Genomic DNA, 15,383 nt, shown 5'->3' with positions numbered 1-15,383 from the left:
CCACATTGCGGAACCCCCCCCCCACACCCCCGCCCACCAAAACCACCGGGGGGGGGGGGGCGCACATCCGCCCCCCCCCCGCCTCGCTCGCCGGCAAGATCAGGCCCGGCGAGCCGCACACGGGCGTGGCGACGTTCTACGACTCCGACGGCAGCGGCGCGTGCTCGTACGACAAGAGCCCCGACCCGCTGACCGCCGCCATGAACTGGTCGGACTACGAGAACTCCGCGGCCTGCGGCGCGTACGTCCTGGTCAAGGCGGCCAACGGCAAGAGCATCACGGTGCGGATCACGAACCTCTGCCCGGCGCCGTGCCGGGTGGGTCAGCTGGACCTCAGCGCGCAGGCGTTCGCCCAGCTCGCGCCACCCGTGCAGGGCGAGATCCCGATCACCTGGACGCTCGCGAGCCCCGCGCTGAACAAGAACGTCGCGCTCCGCTACAAGACCGGCTCCAGCCAGTACTGGTGCGGCATCCAGGTCATCGACCACCGCAACCCCGTGGCCCGGCTGGAGGTGCAGGCGGGCGGGCAGTGGCGGCAGCTCAAGCGCGCCGAGTACAACTACTTCCTCTCCGAGAACGGCGCGGGCTGCGGCGGGGCCGTCGCGATCACCGACCTCTACGGCGAACGTCTGGTGGTCAACGCCCTGCCGGTCAAGCCAGACGTCACTCAAGCCACGAACGTGCAGTTCGCCGCGCACTGAGGAATGTGCGCGGCGCGCAAAACGTTGATCGTGCACATGGCAGAAGAGACCGTTGAGCTCAGCCCCACCGACTGGGTGCAGGACCAGACCAAGAAGATCCTGGAGACCGGGACCACCGAGGGCGTCCTGGTCCTCGGCAAGCCGATCGTGCTGCTGACCGTGCGCGGCGCGAAGAGCGGCAAGCTGCGCTACACCCCCGTCATGCGCGTGGAGCACGACGGCCGGTACGCGGTGGTGGCCTCCAAGGGCGGCGCGCCGGAGCACCCGACCTGGTACCACAACATCCAGGCCCACCCGGAGATCTCGCTGCAGGACGGCACCGAGACGAAGCAGTTCGTCGCCCGCGAGGTCGACGGCGACGAACGCGCCGAGTGGTGGGAGCGCGCCGTCGCGGCCTACCCGGCCTACGCCGAGTACCAGACGAAGACCGACCGTCAGATCCCGGTCTTCGTGCTGGACCCGAAGTAGCGTCCGCAACCCGCCTTCCGGGCAGTTGTGGTGATTACGGGCTACTTCATCCACCTGACGTGGATGAAGGCGCCCTTCATCCACCTTGTCAGCCGATCCGCAGCGGCACCGACACGCTGGGCGTGCCCGCGGCGTCGAGAGCGAACAGCAGGTAGTCGCCGGGCGGCGCGATCCCCGGATCGGACGGGATCGCCGCCCGGTACGACGTCGGCGACGCGGCCGTCACGGACAGCGGGACCCGCCGCTGGTCGTTGTCCACGGAGTGGGTGGCCGCGCCGATCCGCATCAGCGCGATGCCCTTGACCACCCGGTCGGTGCCGAGGGTGATCGTCGAGCCGTACGAGGCCGCGGAAGGCGCCGAGGTGATCGCCGGGCGGGCCTTGCGGGTCCCGTCCGCGTTCAGCAGGTACGGCGGCACGAGGATCTGCCCGTCCGGGTGGTTGGTGGCGCAGTCGCCGCAGAGCCCGCCACCGCCGGAGAACACCGTGCCGTCGGGCAGCAGGTTCGCGACGCTGTGGTAGTTGCGCGGCGTCGCCATCGGCGCGAGCGCGGTGAACCGGCCGGTCGCCGGGTTCCACAACTCCGGTTCCAGCACCGAGGTCTGGTCGGAGAACGGCACCGGGTGGCTCTGCCCGCCGACGACGACCACCGTGCCGTCCGGCAACACGACGCTGTTCACGTACGCGCGTGCGGCGGCCATGTCGGCGACTCGGCGCACGACCGGCGCACGCCCGGTGATGTCGATCGTGTACGCGGCTTTGGTGGCGTCGGCGTTCTCGTACGCCGGTGCACCGCCGAGGGCGAGGATCTTGCTGATGTCGTACATCACGGCGTTGCCGTTCATCGCGTCCTCACCTCGCACGCCCGCTTCGGTGACCTTGCCCGCGCCCGCGGTGTCGACCCAGTGCATCCGCGCGCTCGGCCCCGCGTGGAACACCCGGCCGCCGCTGCCGGCGAAGAGCCACGCGTGGTTGTCCGCGCGGTAGGCCCCGGCCGGGTCGGCGGTCAGGAACGGCTCCGGCCGCACGCCCGGCAACGACCGCCAGCTGTTGTCCCGCGGCGAGTAGACCTCGCCGGCCTTGCCGCCGCGGCCACCTGACCACGAACCGCCGACGGTGAACGCCTCGCCGGTGGACAGCGTGGTCTGGCCCTGGTAGCCGCGGCTGATGTTCATGTCCGCCGCGCTGGTCCACGCGTCGGTGCGCGGGTCGTACAGGCTGGCCTTCTTCGCGTTGCTGCCGCCCGTCACCAGGATGCGGCCGTCGGCGAGCATCGACGTGCCGGGGCAGAACATGTCGTGGCCGGTGTCGTCGACCCGGCGGCCGCTGACCTCACCGGTGGCGAGGTCCATGGTGGCCGTCTGCGTGTAGCCGTTGGCGCCCCCGAAGTTCGTGAGGCCGTAGGCCGACCACGTGAGCAGTTTGTTGTTCGGCAGCACCGCGGAAGCGGCCGGGACGATCGGGAAGCCCACGGCCGGTCCCCACGCGCCCACGACGCTCGGGTCACCCTGGACGGGAGGCCGCGGACCGGGGTCGCCCAGCAGGTCGATCTCCGCCGCGCTCGCCCACGACCCGCGCCCGCCCGCCTCGGACAACGCCACCAGCCGCACGTACCGGGTGCTGCTCACCGCGAACCCGATCGTCTTGACCCCGGCGTCGTCGGCCAGCGTGCCGGTGACGACCGGGTCGCCCCAGGTCACGCCGTCCGTGCTCAGCCTGATCTCGTACCGCCCGACCCGGCCGTTGGCCCGGTCCGCCCTCGGCGTGTAGACCAGCCCGGACACCCGCCGGGCGGTGCCCAGGTCGATCGTCAACCACTGGGGCAACGGCGTGGGCGTCCGCCACCTGCTGTGCCAGATCGTCGCCCGGTCGCCGTCCAGCACGCTCGCGGCCGGGCTGTCGGGCTCCTCGCCGCTCGCCGACGCGACCCAGCCCGTCCTCGGCAGCTTCTCCGCCGCGGGAACGAGCGCCGCGGCGGAGAGTTCGAGATGGTGGTGGTCATGTGCCTCGCCGGGCTCGGCTCCGGAGAGCCGCGGCACGACCGCGGCCACCGCGATCACGATCAACGCCAGGTGGACGGGCCTTGCCAGTGGTCTTCGCATTCGTTTCCGTCACCAGTTCAGGGAAAGGGTGGAGAGGTAGTCGGTGAGCTTGCCGGCGATCAGCCGGTGGTCGCGCGCCGAGAAGTGCCAGTCGCAGCCGAGCAGGTCGAGCGGCAGGTCGCCGAAGTTGAAGTAGCGGACGCGGCTGTCACCGGAGTTGGTGCGGTCCTGCACGACCTGCCGGGCGGCGTCGGCGAAGGTGCCGGACGCCTGCGGGACGTCCACGATGATGGTCGTGCCCGCGCCGTAGCGGGTGCGCAGCTTGTCGAGGAAGCCCTGGTAGGCGGACTTGTACGCGGCGACCAGGCTGTCCGTGGTGGGCCACTGCTCACCGGGCTTGAGCGCGGTGGAGAAGTCGTTGGTGCCGAGGCCCACGAGGACCACCTGCGGGTGCCAGGTGCCGGGGTTCTGCCACACGTCGCCGTCGACGTTCAGCAACGCGCGGTCGTAGTAGGTGCGGTAGCTCGTGCCCGGCTCGCCGCCGTTGTAGTTGCGGACCATGCCGCGCCCGGAGAACGCGTTGACCTGGTAGTCGGCGTTGAGCGAGCGGGCGGCCAGCGCCCCGAAGCTGATGTCGGTGTTGGTGTTGCGGTTGACCCCGCCGTTGGACGAGCAGTCACGGGTGGTCGACAGGTTGCCGTAGCCCGCGGTCAGCGAGTCGCCGATGAACTCGATCTGCCGGGCGCGCGCGGCGGGCTTGGCGAGGATCGCACCGCCGTTCGCGGCCACGAACCCGCCGAACTCCCCGGCCGCCCACGGGCTCTCGGTCCGCTTGACCAGCCGGACGCGGTGCTCGGCGTTGCTCAGGCCGTTCACCCAGTACGTGGTCTTGCCCGGCGTCACCAGCGACGCGGTGGTGGTGCCGTCGATCTGCACGTCGTAGTCGTTGTTGGCGTCGTTCAGCACGATCCCGACGCCCGTGCCGCGGAACCGGCCCTCGAAGTAGACGCCGGGCCAGGTGTACTGGCCGTTCTTCGTGACGCGGCCGGCGGTGTGCGCCTGGGCCAGCACGTCCTGCGGCGGCGGCGTGGCACCCGTGCAGGCCGTGCCGTTGAGCGCGAAGCCCGTCGGGGCGGGGCTCGTCGCGCCGTTGACGACGAAACCGATCCCGGCGCTCGTGCCGGTGCCGAGCGAGGCGTTGTAGTTGACGTTGTCGACCGAGACCTGCGCACCGGTCTGGTGCACGGTGCCGTTCCACATCTGCGTGACGGTCTGGCCGCCACCGAACGACCAGGTCAGCTGCCATCCGCTGATCGGGTCACCGAGGTTCGTGACGTCCACCGAGGCGATGAACCCGCCCTGCCACTCGTTCGTCACCTGGTAGGAGACGCGGCACCCGGTGGCGGCCGAGGCCTGCGGAGCGCCGATGGTCGTGAGAGCCGCGGTCAGCGCCGCGGTGAGGACGGCTGCTGCCGCTGACTTGGTCCGGTACACGGGAGTTCCTCCGTACATCCACTGTGGACGGATGGCGAAGCCGGCGAGCTTCCAGCCGACCGTAGCGAAAATCGCCCACAGTTCACAGATGCCGTTGTGGCACAACGTGTTCACGCGAATCGACGGAGGGACGTCGAACGCCGTCGAACGCGAGGATCTTTCGGTTCGACAGCGGCGAGCGGAACCCGTTCACCCCCGCCGTCGGCACCGCGGTGTCCTGCCCGTTGCACGGCGGTCCCCACAGGCCGAGCTTCTCCCGCGCGGCGGCCGTTTCGGCGTCGGCGAGCGGACCGGCCGCGCCCTGCGCCCGCAGCACGCCCTGGCGCACCGCGCGGAACGCGTAGTCGGTGCCGTCCGCGAGCTCCAGGTTGACCTCGCCGGGGTTGATGCTCGAGAACCGGACGGGCTTGTTCAGCAGCGTCGTCCTCGCGAACGCCAGCGCGGCCGCCGACCAGCACGCGGCGGGCGCGGCGAGCAGTGAGATGCGCGCCTTCACACCGTTCGGGAACTCGACCGTGCGGCTGTCGATGACGCTCTTCAGCAGCAGGCCGGGCGGCCGCTGGTCGGTGGCCCGCGGGGAGGGCCGCAGCGGCGCCGGCGCGGGCGGCTCGGAACCTGAGCCGCAGGCGGTGGTGAGCAGGATGATGAGCACCATCAAGTGCTTGCGCGCCACCGGAGACTCCCACCTAGTTGAAACTTTTACTACCGTATCCTGATCTTGTCCGCGCTCAATCAGCCGTTCGGAGTTGATCTCGTGGGCGAAGCGGTCCAGCGTGGACGCGGCTGCCAGCCGATCGGATGGCGAAAACCCGTCACCTGGCGGGTGCCGCCTGCCGGGTTCCGGATGGCCCGGACACGCGGTCGCCGGTCAGACTGAACGCGAGCGGGATCCACAAAGGAGCGTGTCATGATTCGGGTGGTCGTCGTCGACGACGAGGAGCTGGTGCGGACGGGGTTCCGCCTCATCCTCCAGGCGGCAGGGGACATCGAGGTCGTCGCGACGCCGTCGGGCGCGCAGGCGGTGCGCGAGGTGAGCCTGCACAAGCCGGACGTCGTGCTGCTCGACATCCGGATGCCGGACGTGGACGGCCTCACGATCCTGCGCCAGCTGCAGGGCCTGCAGAACCCGCCCGTCGTCGCCATGCTCACGACGTTCGACTCCGACGAGTACATCGCGATGGCGCTGCGGTCGGGCGCGGCCGGTTTCATCCTCAAGGACACCGGACCGGAACAGCTCGCCCAGATGGTGCGCACGCTCGTCAGCGGCGGCGTCGTGCTCTCCCCCAAGGTCACCCGCACCGTCGTCGACGGCTATCTGGGCTCCGGCGCGGGTTCCGCCGCCGCCGAACAGGTCGACCTGCTCACCGAACGCGAACGCGCGGTGCTCGTGCTGATCGCCGAGGGACTGTCCAACAACGACATCGGTGCCCGCATCCACGTCAGCGTCGGCACGGTGAAGGACCACGTGAGCGCCATCCTCACCAAGCTGCGCGTGGGCAGCAGGGTGCAGGCCGCGCTGGTGGCCCAGCGCGCCGGACTGCTCGGCGAGGCCGGGGAACGGGCATGAAGCCGGGGACGTCCGCTCGGATCGTCGACGTCGTCGTGCTCGCGGTCGCCGTGCTCGAAGGAGTGCTGACCACGATCACCGAGCCGTCGCCGTTCGCGATGGTCCCGGTCGTGGTCGCCGTGCTCGCGCTGGCCGTGCGCGACCGCTGGCCGCTGGTGGCCTTCCTGGCGACCCTGCCCGCCGTGCTGTGGCCCGGCGCGATCATCCCGGCGATCGTCGCGCTGTACGCGGTGTCGACCAGGTACCGCGACTGGTGGGTGCTCGCCGGGTGCGGGCTGCTCGCCGCGGGCAGCTTCGTCTTCCCGACATCGGACCTCGCGACAACGGACCTCGCGCCCACCGACCTCGACTCCTACGTGCTGCTCGGCATCATCTACTTCACGATGACGGCACTCGCCCCGATCCTGCTCGGCCAGTTCCTGCGCACCCAGCGCGAGCTGGCTCTGCGGCTGGAAGAGGTCAAGGAGGCACGCGAGCACGAACGGCGCCTGGACGCCGAGGCGATCCTCGCCAAGGAGCGCAACCAGCTCGCCCGCGAGATGCACGACGTCGTCTCCCACCAGGTGAGCCTCATCGCGGTGCAGGCCGGCGCGCTCATGGTCAGCACCACCGACCCGAACGCCAAGCAGGCGGCCGAGAACGTGCGGCAGCTGTCGGTGAACACGCTCGACGAGCTGCGGCACATGGTGAACCTGCTGCGCGCCTCCGGCACACCGTCGACCGAACTGACCCCGCAGCCCACGCTGACCGATCTGCAGCGGCTCATCGACAACAGCGCGATCGACGCACGGCTCGTCGGCAGCGCCCCGGTGGACCTCGAACCGCCCGTGCAGCGGGCCATCTACCGCACCATCCAGGAAGCGCTGACCAACGTGCGCAAGCACGCTCCCGGCGCGAGCGCCACCATCGAGATCAGCCACGACGACACCGATCTGACCGTCACCGTCACCAACACCGCGCCCACCAGACCCAACCTCGCCCTGCCCAGCGCCCACCACGGACTCGTCGGACTGCAGGAACGGGCCGCACTGCTGGACGGGAAGCTCCACACCGGACCGACGCCGGACGGCGGTTTCCAGCTGCGGCTGCGACTCCCGGTCAACGCGGGCTGACCCCTGTCGCCCGGTCGTCGATGAAGGGCGCCTTCATCCACCCCAGGTCGATGAAGGCGCCCTTCATCCACCACGACGGGCGGCCGGAGGTGCGGCTGACCGCGGCCCGAAGCGGGCCAGGTACACCGCGCGTCCGGCGAGGCTCACCTGCAGGTGTTCCAGCACCGGGTCGAAGAACGTCTTGCGGTGGGCCGCGTCGGTGACGATGGTGGCGATGAAGTAGAGCGTCGAGAACGCGGCGATGAACAGGCACACCTGCACCAGGTCGTTCGACAGCGGCACCTGGACGCCGAACAGCACGCCCTGGTTCGGGTCGTGGCCCACCCACGACTTGATCGCGCTGTCCGGCACCGTGAGCTCGCCCAGCACGACGAAGGCCACGAACACGATCATCGCGAACACCAGCGCCTGCAGCAGCTGGGTCAGCAGCAGGATCAGGAACAGGTTCGCGCGCTCCAGCCGGGTGAACGGCGGCGCGCTGCCGTGCACGGAGTCGCCCGCGTCGCCGAACGTGTCGGCGGGCAGCGCGGGAAGACGGTCGCGCCACCCGGTGATCAGCGCGCGCAGCTCGGCGGCGAACACCGAGCGCAGGAACAGTCCGCTCAGGACCGCGAAGAACCCGAGCACCAGCCAGATCCGGTCGCGCGGGATCTGGCCCGCGCTCTGCCAGATCTCCGCCGTGTAGAACCCGAACACCGTCACCAGCAACAGCAACGGCATCGAGCGGCTGGTCATCGTGCCGACGCTGCGCAGCTGGCGCACCGCCGCCCTCAGCGCCCATCCGAAGACCGAGCCCATGCCGACCGCGGTCAGGGCGAGCAGCAGTCCCACGATGACCAGGCTGGCGAACACCGAGGCCACCAGCCCCGACCACCGGAACGGGCCTTCGAGCAGGCTCTCCCCTACCGGCCACAGCACCACGTAGGCGCCGATGACCGCCGACGCCGGCCCGAACCCGCGGTCGTCCAGGGCGCGGTCACGGGCCCAGTTCGCGGCGAACCACGCGCCGACGAGCGGCAGCACCACCGAGCCGACCAGCACCGCGGTGTAGAACAGCAGGAAGAGCGCGTTCTCCAGCCTGGACCCGAACTCCGAGTCACCATCGGCGACCGTCAGCACGACGTAGAGGAGATCGGACAGCCCGAGCCAGGTCACCGCGGGCACGACGCGGACCGCGAGGTTGCGCTCCAGCCCGCGCACCACCGCGGGCAGCCCCCTGCGGCGAAACCACTGCTCGGCCCTGCGTGCGTCCAGTTCGGACGGTGTCATGCGGTCGATCATCCCGTCTGCCGGACTCCGCGTGCCGGCGGGCCATGGTAGGCCGCCGGTCAGCTCACCCGCCGAGGCGGCTCCCCCAACCGCACCCGCTGCCCCGGCAGCATCGGCACAACCGGCCCGGTACGACTGAAGAGCTTCGGCGGCAACAGGGTCAGCGGCGGCGGCTGCTGCCCGTTGAGCTTGGCCATCAGCAGCTCGACCGCGCGCCGTCCCAGCACGTCGGCCGGCAGCTGCACCGACGTGAGCCGCAGCTGTTCGGCGAGCTCGTCCGGGCAGATCGCCACCACGGCGACGTCGTCGGGCACCCGCCTGCCCTCGGCGCGCAGGCAGTCCACCACCCAGCCCAGCACGGCCTCGTTGTGCACCACCAGCGCCGACATCCGCGGCAGCTCGCGCAGCAACGTCGTGACGACGGCGTGCACGGAGTCGTACCGCTGCTCGGCGGGCAGGGCGGTCGAGGCGATGCCGCGGCGCATGGCGGCGGCGCTGAACCCGGCGAGGGTGCGTTGCGCGAAACCCGTCCTGCGGGCGTAGACCGCGCTCGGCGCGCCGAGGAACCCGATGCTGCGGTGCCCCAGTTCGGCGAGGTGGTCGACGCAGCGCGCGCCGGCGGCCTCGAAGTCCAGGTCGACGCAGGTGAGTCCCTTGACCGCGGAGGGGTGGCCGAGCAGGACCGCGGGACGGCCGAGCTCGCGCAGCACCGGCAGCCGCTCGTCGTCCAGCGCCACGTCCATCACGAGGAACCCGTCCACCCGCGCGCCGCCCGCGACCCGGCGCAGCCCGGCGGCGCCCTGGTCCGCGGTGACCAGCAGGACGTCCATGTCGTGCGCGCGGGCCGCCATGACGACGGAGGTCACGAACCTCATCACGACCGGGAGGTGCACGCCTTCCCGCAACGGGAGCACGAGCGCCAGCACGTTCGTTCTGCTGCTCGCCAGTGCACGGGCACCCGCGTGCGGCTGGTAGCCCAGCAGCTGGATGCTTTCCCGCACCCTCACACGAGTACCGGCGGAAACGGGGCGTTTGCCCGTCAGCACGTAGGAAACCGTGCTGGGAGCCACACCCGCGTGTTTCGCCACGTCCACAATGGTGACCACGTCGACACCTCCGGCCCGAACGAATCGAAGCGCTTCGAACGTGGTTCCAGAATGTGACACAACCGAAACTCACACGTCAAGCAAATGGCATTTGTTCGACGACTTCGACGAACAACCGTCGATGTCCGCCGACTCGTTCGGCGACACCGACTGAAACGATCTCTTCTCGGCATTCGACGGAATTCGACTCGAACGGCGTCGAACGCCCCCACTCCCGATTTACGTGAAAGATCTTCCGCGTTCGACCACGGGGTCGTAACCTTCGAGTCGAGGTCGGGCCGTTCGGGGGAACCCCTTGCCGCAGAGGAACGATGAGACGACTGCTGGGCGCGCTGAGAACCGGCCCCCTGAGATGGCTGCTGGTCGCCGCCGTGCTCGCGACCAGCGCGGCCGCCGCGTGCGGAGGCGCCCGCGAGCAGGCGGCACCGGCCCCCGAGACCACTCCCCCGGACACCCCGTCGATCATCGAACCGCCGAAGAGGTCCGGTCTGACCGTCCAGCGCGTCGTCGACGTGCGCACCGTCCAGCTCTCCGACGGTGAGGAGGTCACGGTCAGGGGGCTCGCCGCGCCCGACGCGTGCTGGGCGGACGCCGCCGCGACGTTCGCGCGGTCCGTGCTGCTCGACAAGCCGGTCGAGCCGGGCCCGGACGGCACGCTGCGGCTCTCGGACGGCACCGACTACGGGGTCCTCGCCGTCGAGCTCGGCATGGTGCGCAACGAGTCCGCCGACGACCGTCTGCTGAAGGACGCGGAAGCGGCGGCCTCGGCGAAGCGGATCGGCCGCTGGGGCCCTCCCTGCACGCAGCCCGCCACCACCACGCCACCACCGGCCCCCGCGCCCGCCACGACCGCCGCCCCCGCTCCCAAACCCGGTTGCGCGGTCACCTACCAGGTCACCACCACCTGGCCCGGCGGGTTCCGCACCGACGTGACGATCCGCAACACCGGCACCACCGCGGTCAACGGCTGGACGTTGCGGTGGAAGTTCGCCGACGGCCAGACGATCTCGCAGATGTGGAACGCGACGCAGCAGCAGAACGGCGGTGACGTCTCCGCCACCGCCGTGTCCTACAACCAGACCATCCCGCCCGGCGAGTCGCAGCTGATGGGGTTCCTCGGCACCAGCGGCGGCACCAACACCGCCCCGCGCGCCTTCACCCTCAACGGACAGCCCTGCGCCACCGGGTGATCCCGGTCAGCCCGCCACGATCCGCCACTGCTGGTTGGTGCTCGTGCTGTCGCCGTACTGGCCGAGGTTCGCACCGGCCGCCGTGCGGCCCATGCCGTCGAGGTAGAGCCCGGTCGCCCGGTTCCTGATCCGGACGTCGTTGCCCCTGCTGGTGCCGGTCACCACCGTCCACTGCTGGCTCGACGCGGTCGTGCCGGCGCGCTGGGCCGCGTCGGAACCGCCGGCCGTCCGGCCCGCGCCGTCCAGCAGCAGGCCGGTGGCGGCGTTGCGGATCCGGACGTAGGCGCCGTCGTTCTCGACGACCCACCGCTGGCTCGCGGCGGTGCCGCCGGTCTGGCCGACCGCGGAGTCGGTGGTGCGGCCGAGGCCGTCGACGAACTGGCCGGTGCCCACGTTGCGGATGCGGACCGTGGTGGTGCCGCCGTCGCCCACACCCCAGGCGTAGCGAAGCCGTTGCAGGCCAGTGGGGTTGGTCAACGACAGCGCGGTCCCGCTGCGGGTGGTCATGCTGTACCAGTCGCCGTCGCGCAGACCCGGCCAGTACACGCTGCCCATGCCGAGGCTGCGCAGCTTCGCGCTGACACCGCGGACGTAGTCGGCCATGTACGACCCGCTCGGGATGCTGTAGTCGATGGGGTCGAAGTACACGCCGTTCTTGCTGCCGGGCCCCATCGCGCCACCCCACTCGGTGGCGATGGTGCGGCTCGCGTAGGAGCCGATGTAGCTCGCGATGTGGTCGCCCCACTGGGTTTCGCTCTCGTACCCCGCGAAGAACGAGTAGTCGTGCACGGCGAGCAGCGTGCCGTCGAGCCTGCGGTCGTTGCCGACGGCGGGCACGTTCTGGGCGAGGCCCGCGCCGTCGAGGATCACCCTGCCGCGCGGCACGCCCGAGTACCTGGACAGCCAGCCGTTGTACATGTTGTTGAGATCAGAGGTGCTGTAGCCGTGCGGCTCGTTGATCACCTCGAAGTAGGCGTTCGGGTTGCCGCCGTACTTCGCGATCACCTTGTCCCACATCTGGTTGAACGCGCCGACGTTCTGCGGCCTGCCGCCGGTGTAGGCCCAGTACGCGAGGATCACGTCGCCCTTGCCGAGCGCGGCGTCGATCGCGCCGGTGTAGGTGTTCCAGTACGTCGCCACGGTCGGTTCGTTGATCGGGATCCGCACGGTGTTGGCGCCGGTGATCGAGTACAGCCCGCCGACCACCTGGTCCGCGACCGCGGCGGCCGAGGAGTAGGTGTCCGACGCGCCCAGCCCGGACGGGTACAGCACGCCGTTGACGAAGTTGTCCCTCTGGTCGGCCCAGTTGACGCCCCGGAACTGGCTCGTCGAGGCCTGCGCCGCGCCGGAGATCGCGGTCATCAGGCCCGCGACGAGCAGCAACAGCGCGGAAAGCGCTTTCCATCTACTCACGTCCTGCTCCACTTCTGGTTCGTTGCGGCGGGGGTGTGAGATCGTCAGAAGGCCCGGTCGTCGCCCAGCGGGTCCGGGATTTGTACGACTCATCGCAGCCGTTCGAGCACGGTGGGTGCGCGGCGCGTCCAATGAGAGCAGTGGCGCGAAGTCGCGTCAAGGCTGGTGAACGTGCCTGTACGCCTGATCGTCAGCCGTTCGACGGCGTTGTTGACGTTGTCGATTTTTCGTTCGACGGCTTGTCCTGCTCGTTCGATGCGGCTGTATGCTCTGCGGCACCGGAAAAGTCATACACATGACGGGAGGCGTCTCGGTGGACTCCGATGCCGCGGTCGTACCGGCCGCCTCCTACCGCCCCGGCTACGAGCTGGTGGCCGAGCGGATCCTGCAGCTCATCGCCGAGCTGGAGCTGCGGCCCGGCGACCGCATGCCGACCGAGAACGAGCTGGCCGGCCGGATGGGCACCAGCCGGACCGTGGTGCGCGAGGCGGTGAAGATCCTCTCCGCGCTCGGGCGGGTCCGCGCGCACAAGGGCCGCGGGCTCTACGTCGCCGACGACGAGGGCATGCTCGGTTCGTCGCGCTGGGGCGGGTTCTTCCTGCCCACCGACCTCGACCACGTCTACATGCTGTTCGAGTTCCGCCGGGTGCAGGAGACCGCGGCCGCGAGCCAGGCCGCGACCCGCGCGACCCCGGCCGAGCTGCGCGCCGTCGAGCTCGCCGCCGAGATGTGCCGGGAGGGGCACGTGAGCGGGCGGGCGGCGTTGTTCGACCAGGGCGACGACGACTTCCACCTCGCCGTCGCGGCCGCGTCGCACAACCAGTTCCTGCTCGCCGCGGTGCGCGAGGCCCGCCGGCTGCAGCGGCAGTCCAACGTCATCGGCCTGCACGGCGCGGTCGGCAGCCACGCCGCCGAGGCGGTGCAGGAGCACGCCGCGATCTACCAGGCCATCCGCGACGGCGACCCGGAGGCGGCGGCCGCGGCGGCGGCCGTGCACGTGGACCGGACGCTGGAGGACTACCGGCGGGAGATCCAGCGCCGCGTCTTCGGCTGACCTGGACCCGTCTTCCGGATGTGTGCTACAAAACTTCCCGGTGTTTGGTGTGATGTATCGCACTGAACCGATGCACTGACGCATCGAGGGAGGGACGCATGTCCGCCACCGAACGCACCGGACGACCAGACCCGCGCAGGCGAAGACGCGTTCTCGTCCAGATCCGCCTTCTGTCGCGGTAGTTCCCTGCCCTCTCCCGCGACTCCGTGGTGAAAACCGACACCGCGCCCGTCCGGCGCGGCGCCGAGGTCTGCGTTCGATCCCCTCGTCCCGCTGTGGACGGACGGGCGATCTCCCTGTGAACAAAGGAGTTCCTCGATGTCATCCCGCTCATCACGGCTCACCGGACTGCTCCTCGGCGCGGGCGCGTCGATCGCGCTGGTCGCGGGCGCCACGGCAGGCACGTCCCAAGCCGCCACCCAAGGCCCGTGCGACATCTACGCCGCCGGAAACACCCCTTGCGTGGCCGCGCACAGCACGACCAGAGCGTTGTACGGCTCGTACGCCGGTGCGCTGTACCAGGTACGCCGTTCGTCGGACAACACGACCCGCGACATCGGCCTGCTGGCCGCGGGCGGCGTGGCCGACGCGGCGGCGCAGGATTCCTTCTGCGCCAACACGACCTGCCTCATCACGATCATCTACGACCAGTCCGGCCGCGGCAACCACCTCACCCAGGCACCGCCCGGAGGCTTCCCCGGCCCGGCACCGGGTGGTTACGACAACCTGGCGAACGCGGCCGCCGCGCCGATCACGGTCGGCGGGCACAAGGCGTACGGCGTCTTCGTGAACCCGGGAACCGGCTACCGCAACAACAACGCCACCGGCACGGCGACCGGTGACCAGCCGGAGGGCATGTACGCGGTCTTCAACGGCACGCACTACAACGGCGGTTGCTGCTTCGACTACGGCAACGCCGAGCGCAACAGCCGGGACAACGGCAACGGCACGATGGAGGCCATCTACTTCGGCAACATCAAGGTCTGGGGCTACGGCACGGGCAACGGCCCCTGGGTGATGGCCGACCTGGAGAACGGCCTGTACTCCGGCGTCAACGCCGGTTACAACGCCAACGACCCGACGGTGAACCACCGGTTCCTGACCGCGATCATCAAGGGCGAGCCCAACCACTGGGCCATCCGGGCGGGCAACGCGCAGAGCGGCGGCCTGTCCACCTACTACGACGGCAAGCGCCCGAACGTCAACGGGTACAACCCGATGCGCAAGGAAGGCGCGATCATCCTCGGCACCGGCGGCGACAACAGCATCGGTTCCGCCGGCACGTTCTACGAGGGCGTGATGACGTCCGGCTACCCGACCAACGCCACCGAGGACGCGGTGCAGGCCAACATCGCCGCCGCCGGCTACGCCCTCGGCAGCAACACCGGTGCCGGCCCGCTGCACGCCACCGGCGCCGGCAAGTGCCTCGACGGCGCGGGTTCCGGCACGCAGCTGCAGATCCGTTCCTGCACCGGCCAGGCCAACCAGTCCTGGACGCGCACCGCGGAGAACCAGCTGACCGTGACGGTCGGCGGCGCGGCGCTCTGCCTGGACGCCAACGGCCAGGGCACCAGCGCGGGCACCAAGGTGATCACCTGGAGCTGCAACAGCCAGTCGAACCAGCAGTGGCAGTTCAACGCCAACGGCACGATCACCGGCGTCCAGTCGGGGCTGTGCCTGGACGTGACCGGCGCCTCCACCGCCGACGGCGCCCCGGTCGAGCTCTGGACGTGCAACGGCGGCAGCAACCAGCAATGGGCGCTCGGCTGACCGGCCGCGCGCTTTGAAGGCGTCTGCAAGTACCACCGGCTCCGGAGTTGGTGGTGAGCCTCTTCCGTCTTGTGGTGGCCGTTAGGAGCTCTTGCGTCGTGGGGGGGGGGGGGGGGGTTCAGGGGGGGTGGTGTTTTTTTGAGCGTGGTAAACAACCACAAACGCCGGCTCTAGAAAGACAGAGAAGAACACGAGCAC

Annotated in this window: 13 protein-coding genes; 7 read left to right on the top strand and 6 right to left on the bottom strand. The window is 70.3% G+C overall.

Annotated features, from left to right (window positions below; all coding sequences use genetic code 11):
- Window positions 1-125 precede the first annotated feature (125 nt).
- Both ABZV40_RS37095 and ABZV40_RS37090 read left to right on the top strand, forming a co-directional pair.
- The gene (locus ABZV40_RS37095) at window positions 126-701 is read left to right on the top strand and encodes an expansin EXLX1 family cellulose-binding protein (protein ID WP_355452811.1); all 576 of its coding nucleotides are present in this window, start codon (window positions 126-128) and stop codon (window positions 699-701) included.
- A 36-nt stretch (window positions 702-737) separates the two neighbouring features.
- The gene (locus tag ABZV40_RS37090) at window positions 738-1,169 is read left to right on the top strand and encodes a nitroreductase family deazaflavin-dependent oxidoreductase (protein ID WP_355452808.1); all 432 of its coding nucleotides are present in this window, start codon (window positions 738-740) and stop codon (window positions 1,167-1,169) included.
- Between the two features lie 88 nt (window positions 1,170-1,257).
- On the opposite strand, the gene ABZV40_RS37085 is transcribed toward ABZV40_RS37090, so the two are convergent.
- The 3 genes from ABZV40_RS37085 to ABZV40_RS37075 form a co-directional block, all read right to left on the bottom strand.
- On the bottom strand, window positions 1,258-3,270 hold the full coding sequence (locus ABZV40_RS37085; protein ID WP_355452805.1) for a discoidin domain-containing protein: 2,013 nt from the start codon (window positions 3,268-3,270) through the stop codon (window positions 1,258-1,260).
- 9 nt (window positions 3,271-3,279) lie between these two features.
- Window positions 3,280-4,704, bottom strand: coding sequence for a cellulose binding domain-containing protein (locus tag ABZV40_RS37080; RefSeq protein WP_355452802.1), 1,425 nt, complete (start codon window positions 4,702-4,704; stop codon window positions 3,280-3,282).
- 82 nt (window positions 4,705-4,786) lie between these two features.
- A complete protein-coding gene (locus ABZV40_RS37075; protein ID WP_355452799.1) occupies window positions 4,787-5,377 on the bottom strand; it encodes a hypothetical protein in 591 nt (196 codons plus the stop codon).
- A 234-nt stretch (window positions 5,378-5,611) separates the two neighbouring features.
- On the opposite strand from ABZV40_RS37075, the gene ABZV40_RS37070 reads away from it, so the two are divergent.
- Together ABZV40_RS37070 and ABZV40_RS37065 are read left to right on the top strand one after the other, a co-directional pair.
- Window positions 5,612-6,271 (top strand): response regulator transcription factor, encoded by a 660-nt coding sequence (locus tag ABZV40_RS37070; RefSeq protein ID WP_355452796.1) that lies wholly within the window; start codon window positions 5,612-5,614, stop codon window positions 6,269-6,271.
- The gene (locus ABZV40_RS37065; RefSeq protein ID WP_355452793.1) at window positions 6,268-7,383 is read left to right on the top strand and encodes a histidine kinase; all 1,116 of its coding nucleotides are present in this window, start codon (window positions 6,268-6,270) and stop codon (window positions 7,381-7,383) included. The genes ABZV40_RS37070 and ABZV40_RS37065 overlap by 4 nt, the downstream gene beginning before the upstream one ends.
- 63 nt (window positions 7,384-7,446) lie before the next feature.
- Here the strand turns inward: ABZV40_RS37065 and ABZV40_RS37060 are convergent, their stop codons facing one another.
- The gene (locus tag ABZV40_RS37060) at window positions 7,447-8,652 is read right to left on the bottom strand and encodes a hypothetical protein (RefSeq protein WP_355452790.1); all 1,206 of its coding nucleotides are present in this window, start codon (window positions 8,650-8,652) and stop codon (window positions 7,447-7,449) included.
- Window positions 8,653-8,711: 59 nt separating this feature from the next.
- A complete protein-coding gene (locus ABZV40_RS37055; RefSeq protein ID WP_355452787.1) occupies window positions 8,712-9,758 on the bottom strand; it encodes a LacI family DNA-binding transcriptional regulator in 1,047 nt (348 codons plus the stop codon).
- 311 nt (window positions 9,759-10,069) lie between these two features.
- Between ABZV40_RS37055 and ABZV40_RS37050 the strand changes: the two genes are divergently transcribed.
- On the top strand, window positions 10,070-10,948 hold the full coding sequence (locus ABZV40_RS37050; protein WP_355452784.1) for a cellulose binding domain-containing protein: 879 nt from the start codon (window positions 10,070-10,072) through the stop codon (window positions 10,946-10,948).
- Window positions 10,949-10,954: 6 nt separating this feature from the next.
- Here the strand turns inward: ABZV40_RS37050 and ABZV40_RS37045 are convergent, their stop codons facing one another.
- Complete coding sequence (locus tag ABZV40_RS37045; protein WP_355452781.1) at window positions 10,955-12,361, bottom strand: RICIN domain-containing protein; 1,407 nt, start codon at window positions 12,359-12,361, stop codon at window positions 10,955-10,957.
- 295 nt (window positions 12,362-12,656) lie between these two features.
- Here ABZV40_RS37045 and ABZV40_RS37040 point away from each other — a divergent pair, with 295 nt between their 5' ends.
- Together ABZV40_RS37040 and ABZV40_RS37035 are read left to right on the top strand one after the other, a co-directional pair.
- Window positions 12,657-13,415 (top strand): FCD domain-containing protein, encoded by a 759-nt coding sequence (locus tag ABZV40_RS37040; RefSeq protein WP_355452779.1) that lies wholly within the window; start codon window positions 12,657-12,659, stop codon window positions 13,413-13,415.
- 318 nt (window positions 13,416-13,733) lie between these two features.
- Window positions 13,734-15,185 (top strand): arabinofuranosidase catalytic domain-containing protein, encoded by a 1,452-nt coding sequence (locus ABZV40_RS37035; protein WP_355452776.1) that lies wholly within the window; start codon window positions 13,734-13,736, stop codon window positions 15,183-15,185.
- Window positions 15,186-15,383: the final 198 nt, after the last annotated feature.

It is taken from the genome of Lentzea sp. NPDC004782 (genome assembly GCF_040609115.1).
Lineage (GTDB): Bacteria > Actinomycetota > Actinomycetes > Mycobacteriales > Pseudonocardiaceae > Lentzea.
The sequence above is the reverse complement of the archived record's forward strand: the minus strand, read 5'-3'. Positions and strand labels throughout refer to the sequence as shown.

Bases quoted from the DNA above. Each gene is read 5' to 3' on its own strand.
- ABZV40_RS37090 (WP_355452808.1), top strand. From the start codon at position 738: ATGGCAGAAGAGACCGTTGAGCTCAGCCCCACCGACTGGGTGCAGGAC.
- ABZV40_RS37085 (WP_355452805.1), bottom strand. From the start codon at position 3,270: ATGCGAAGACCACTGGCAAGGCCCGTCCACCTGGCGTTGATCGTGATC.
- ABZV40_RS37070 (WP_355452796.1), top strand. From the start codon at position 5,612: ATGATTCGGGTGGTCGTCGTCGACGACGAGGAGCTGGTGCGGACGGGG.
- ABZV40_RS37065 (WP_355452793.1), top strand. From the start codon at position 6,268: ATGAAGCCGGGGACGTCCGCTCGGATCGTCGACGTCGTCGTGCTCGCG.
- ABZV40_RS37060 (WP_355452790.1), bottom strand. From the start codon at position 8,652: ATGACACCGTCCGAACTGGACGCACGCAGGGCCGAGCAGTGGTTTCGC.
- ABZV40_RS37050 (WP_355452784.1), top strand. From the start codon at position 10,070: ATGAGACGACTGCTGGGCGCGCTGAGAACCGGCCCCCTGAGATGGCTG.
- ABZV40_RS37040 (WP_355452779.1), top strand. From the start codon at position 12,657: ATGACGGGAGGCGTCTCGGTGGACTCCGATGCCGCGGTCGTACCGGCC.
- ABZV40_RS37035 (WP_355452776.1), top strand. From the start codon at position 13,734: ATGTCATCCCGCTCATCACGGCTCACCGGACTGCTCCTCGGCGCGGGC.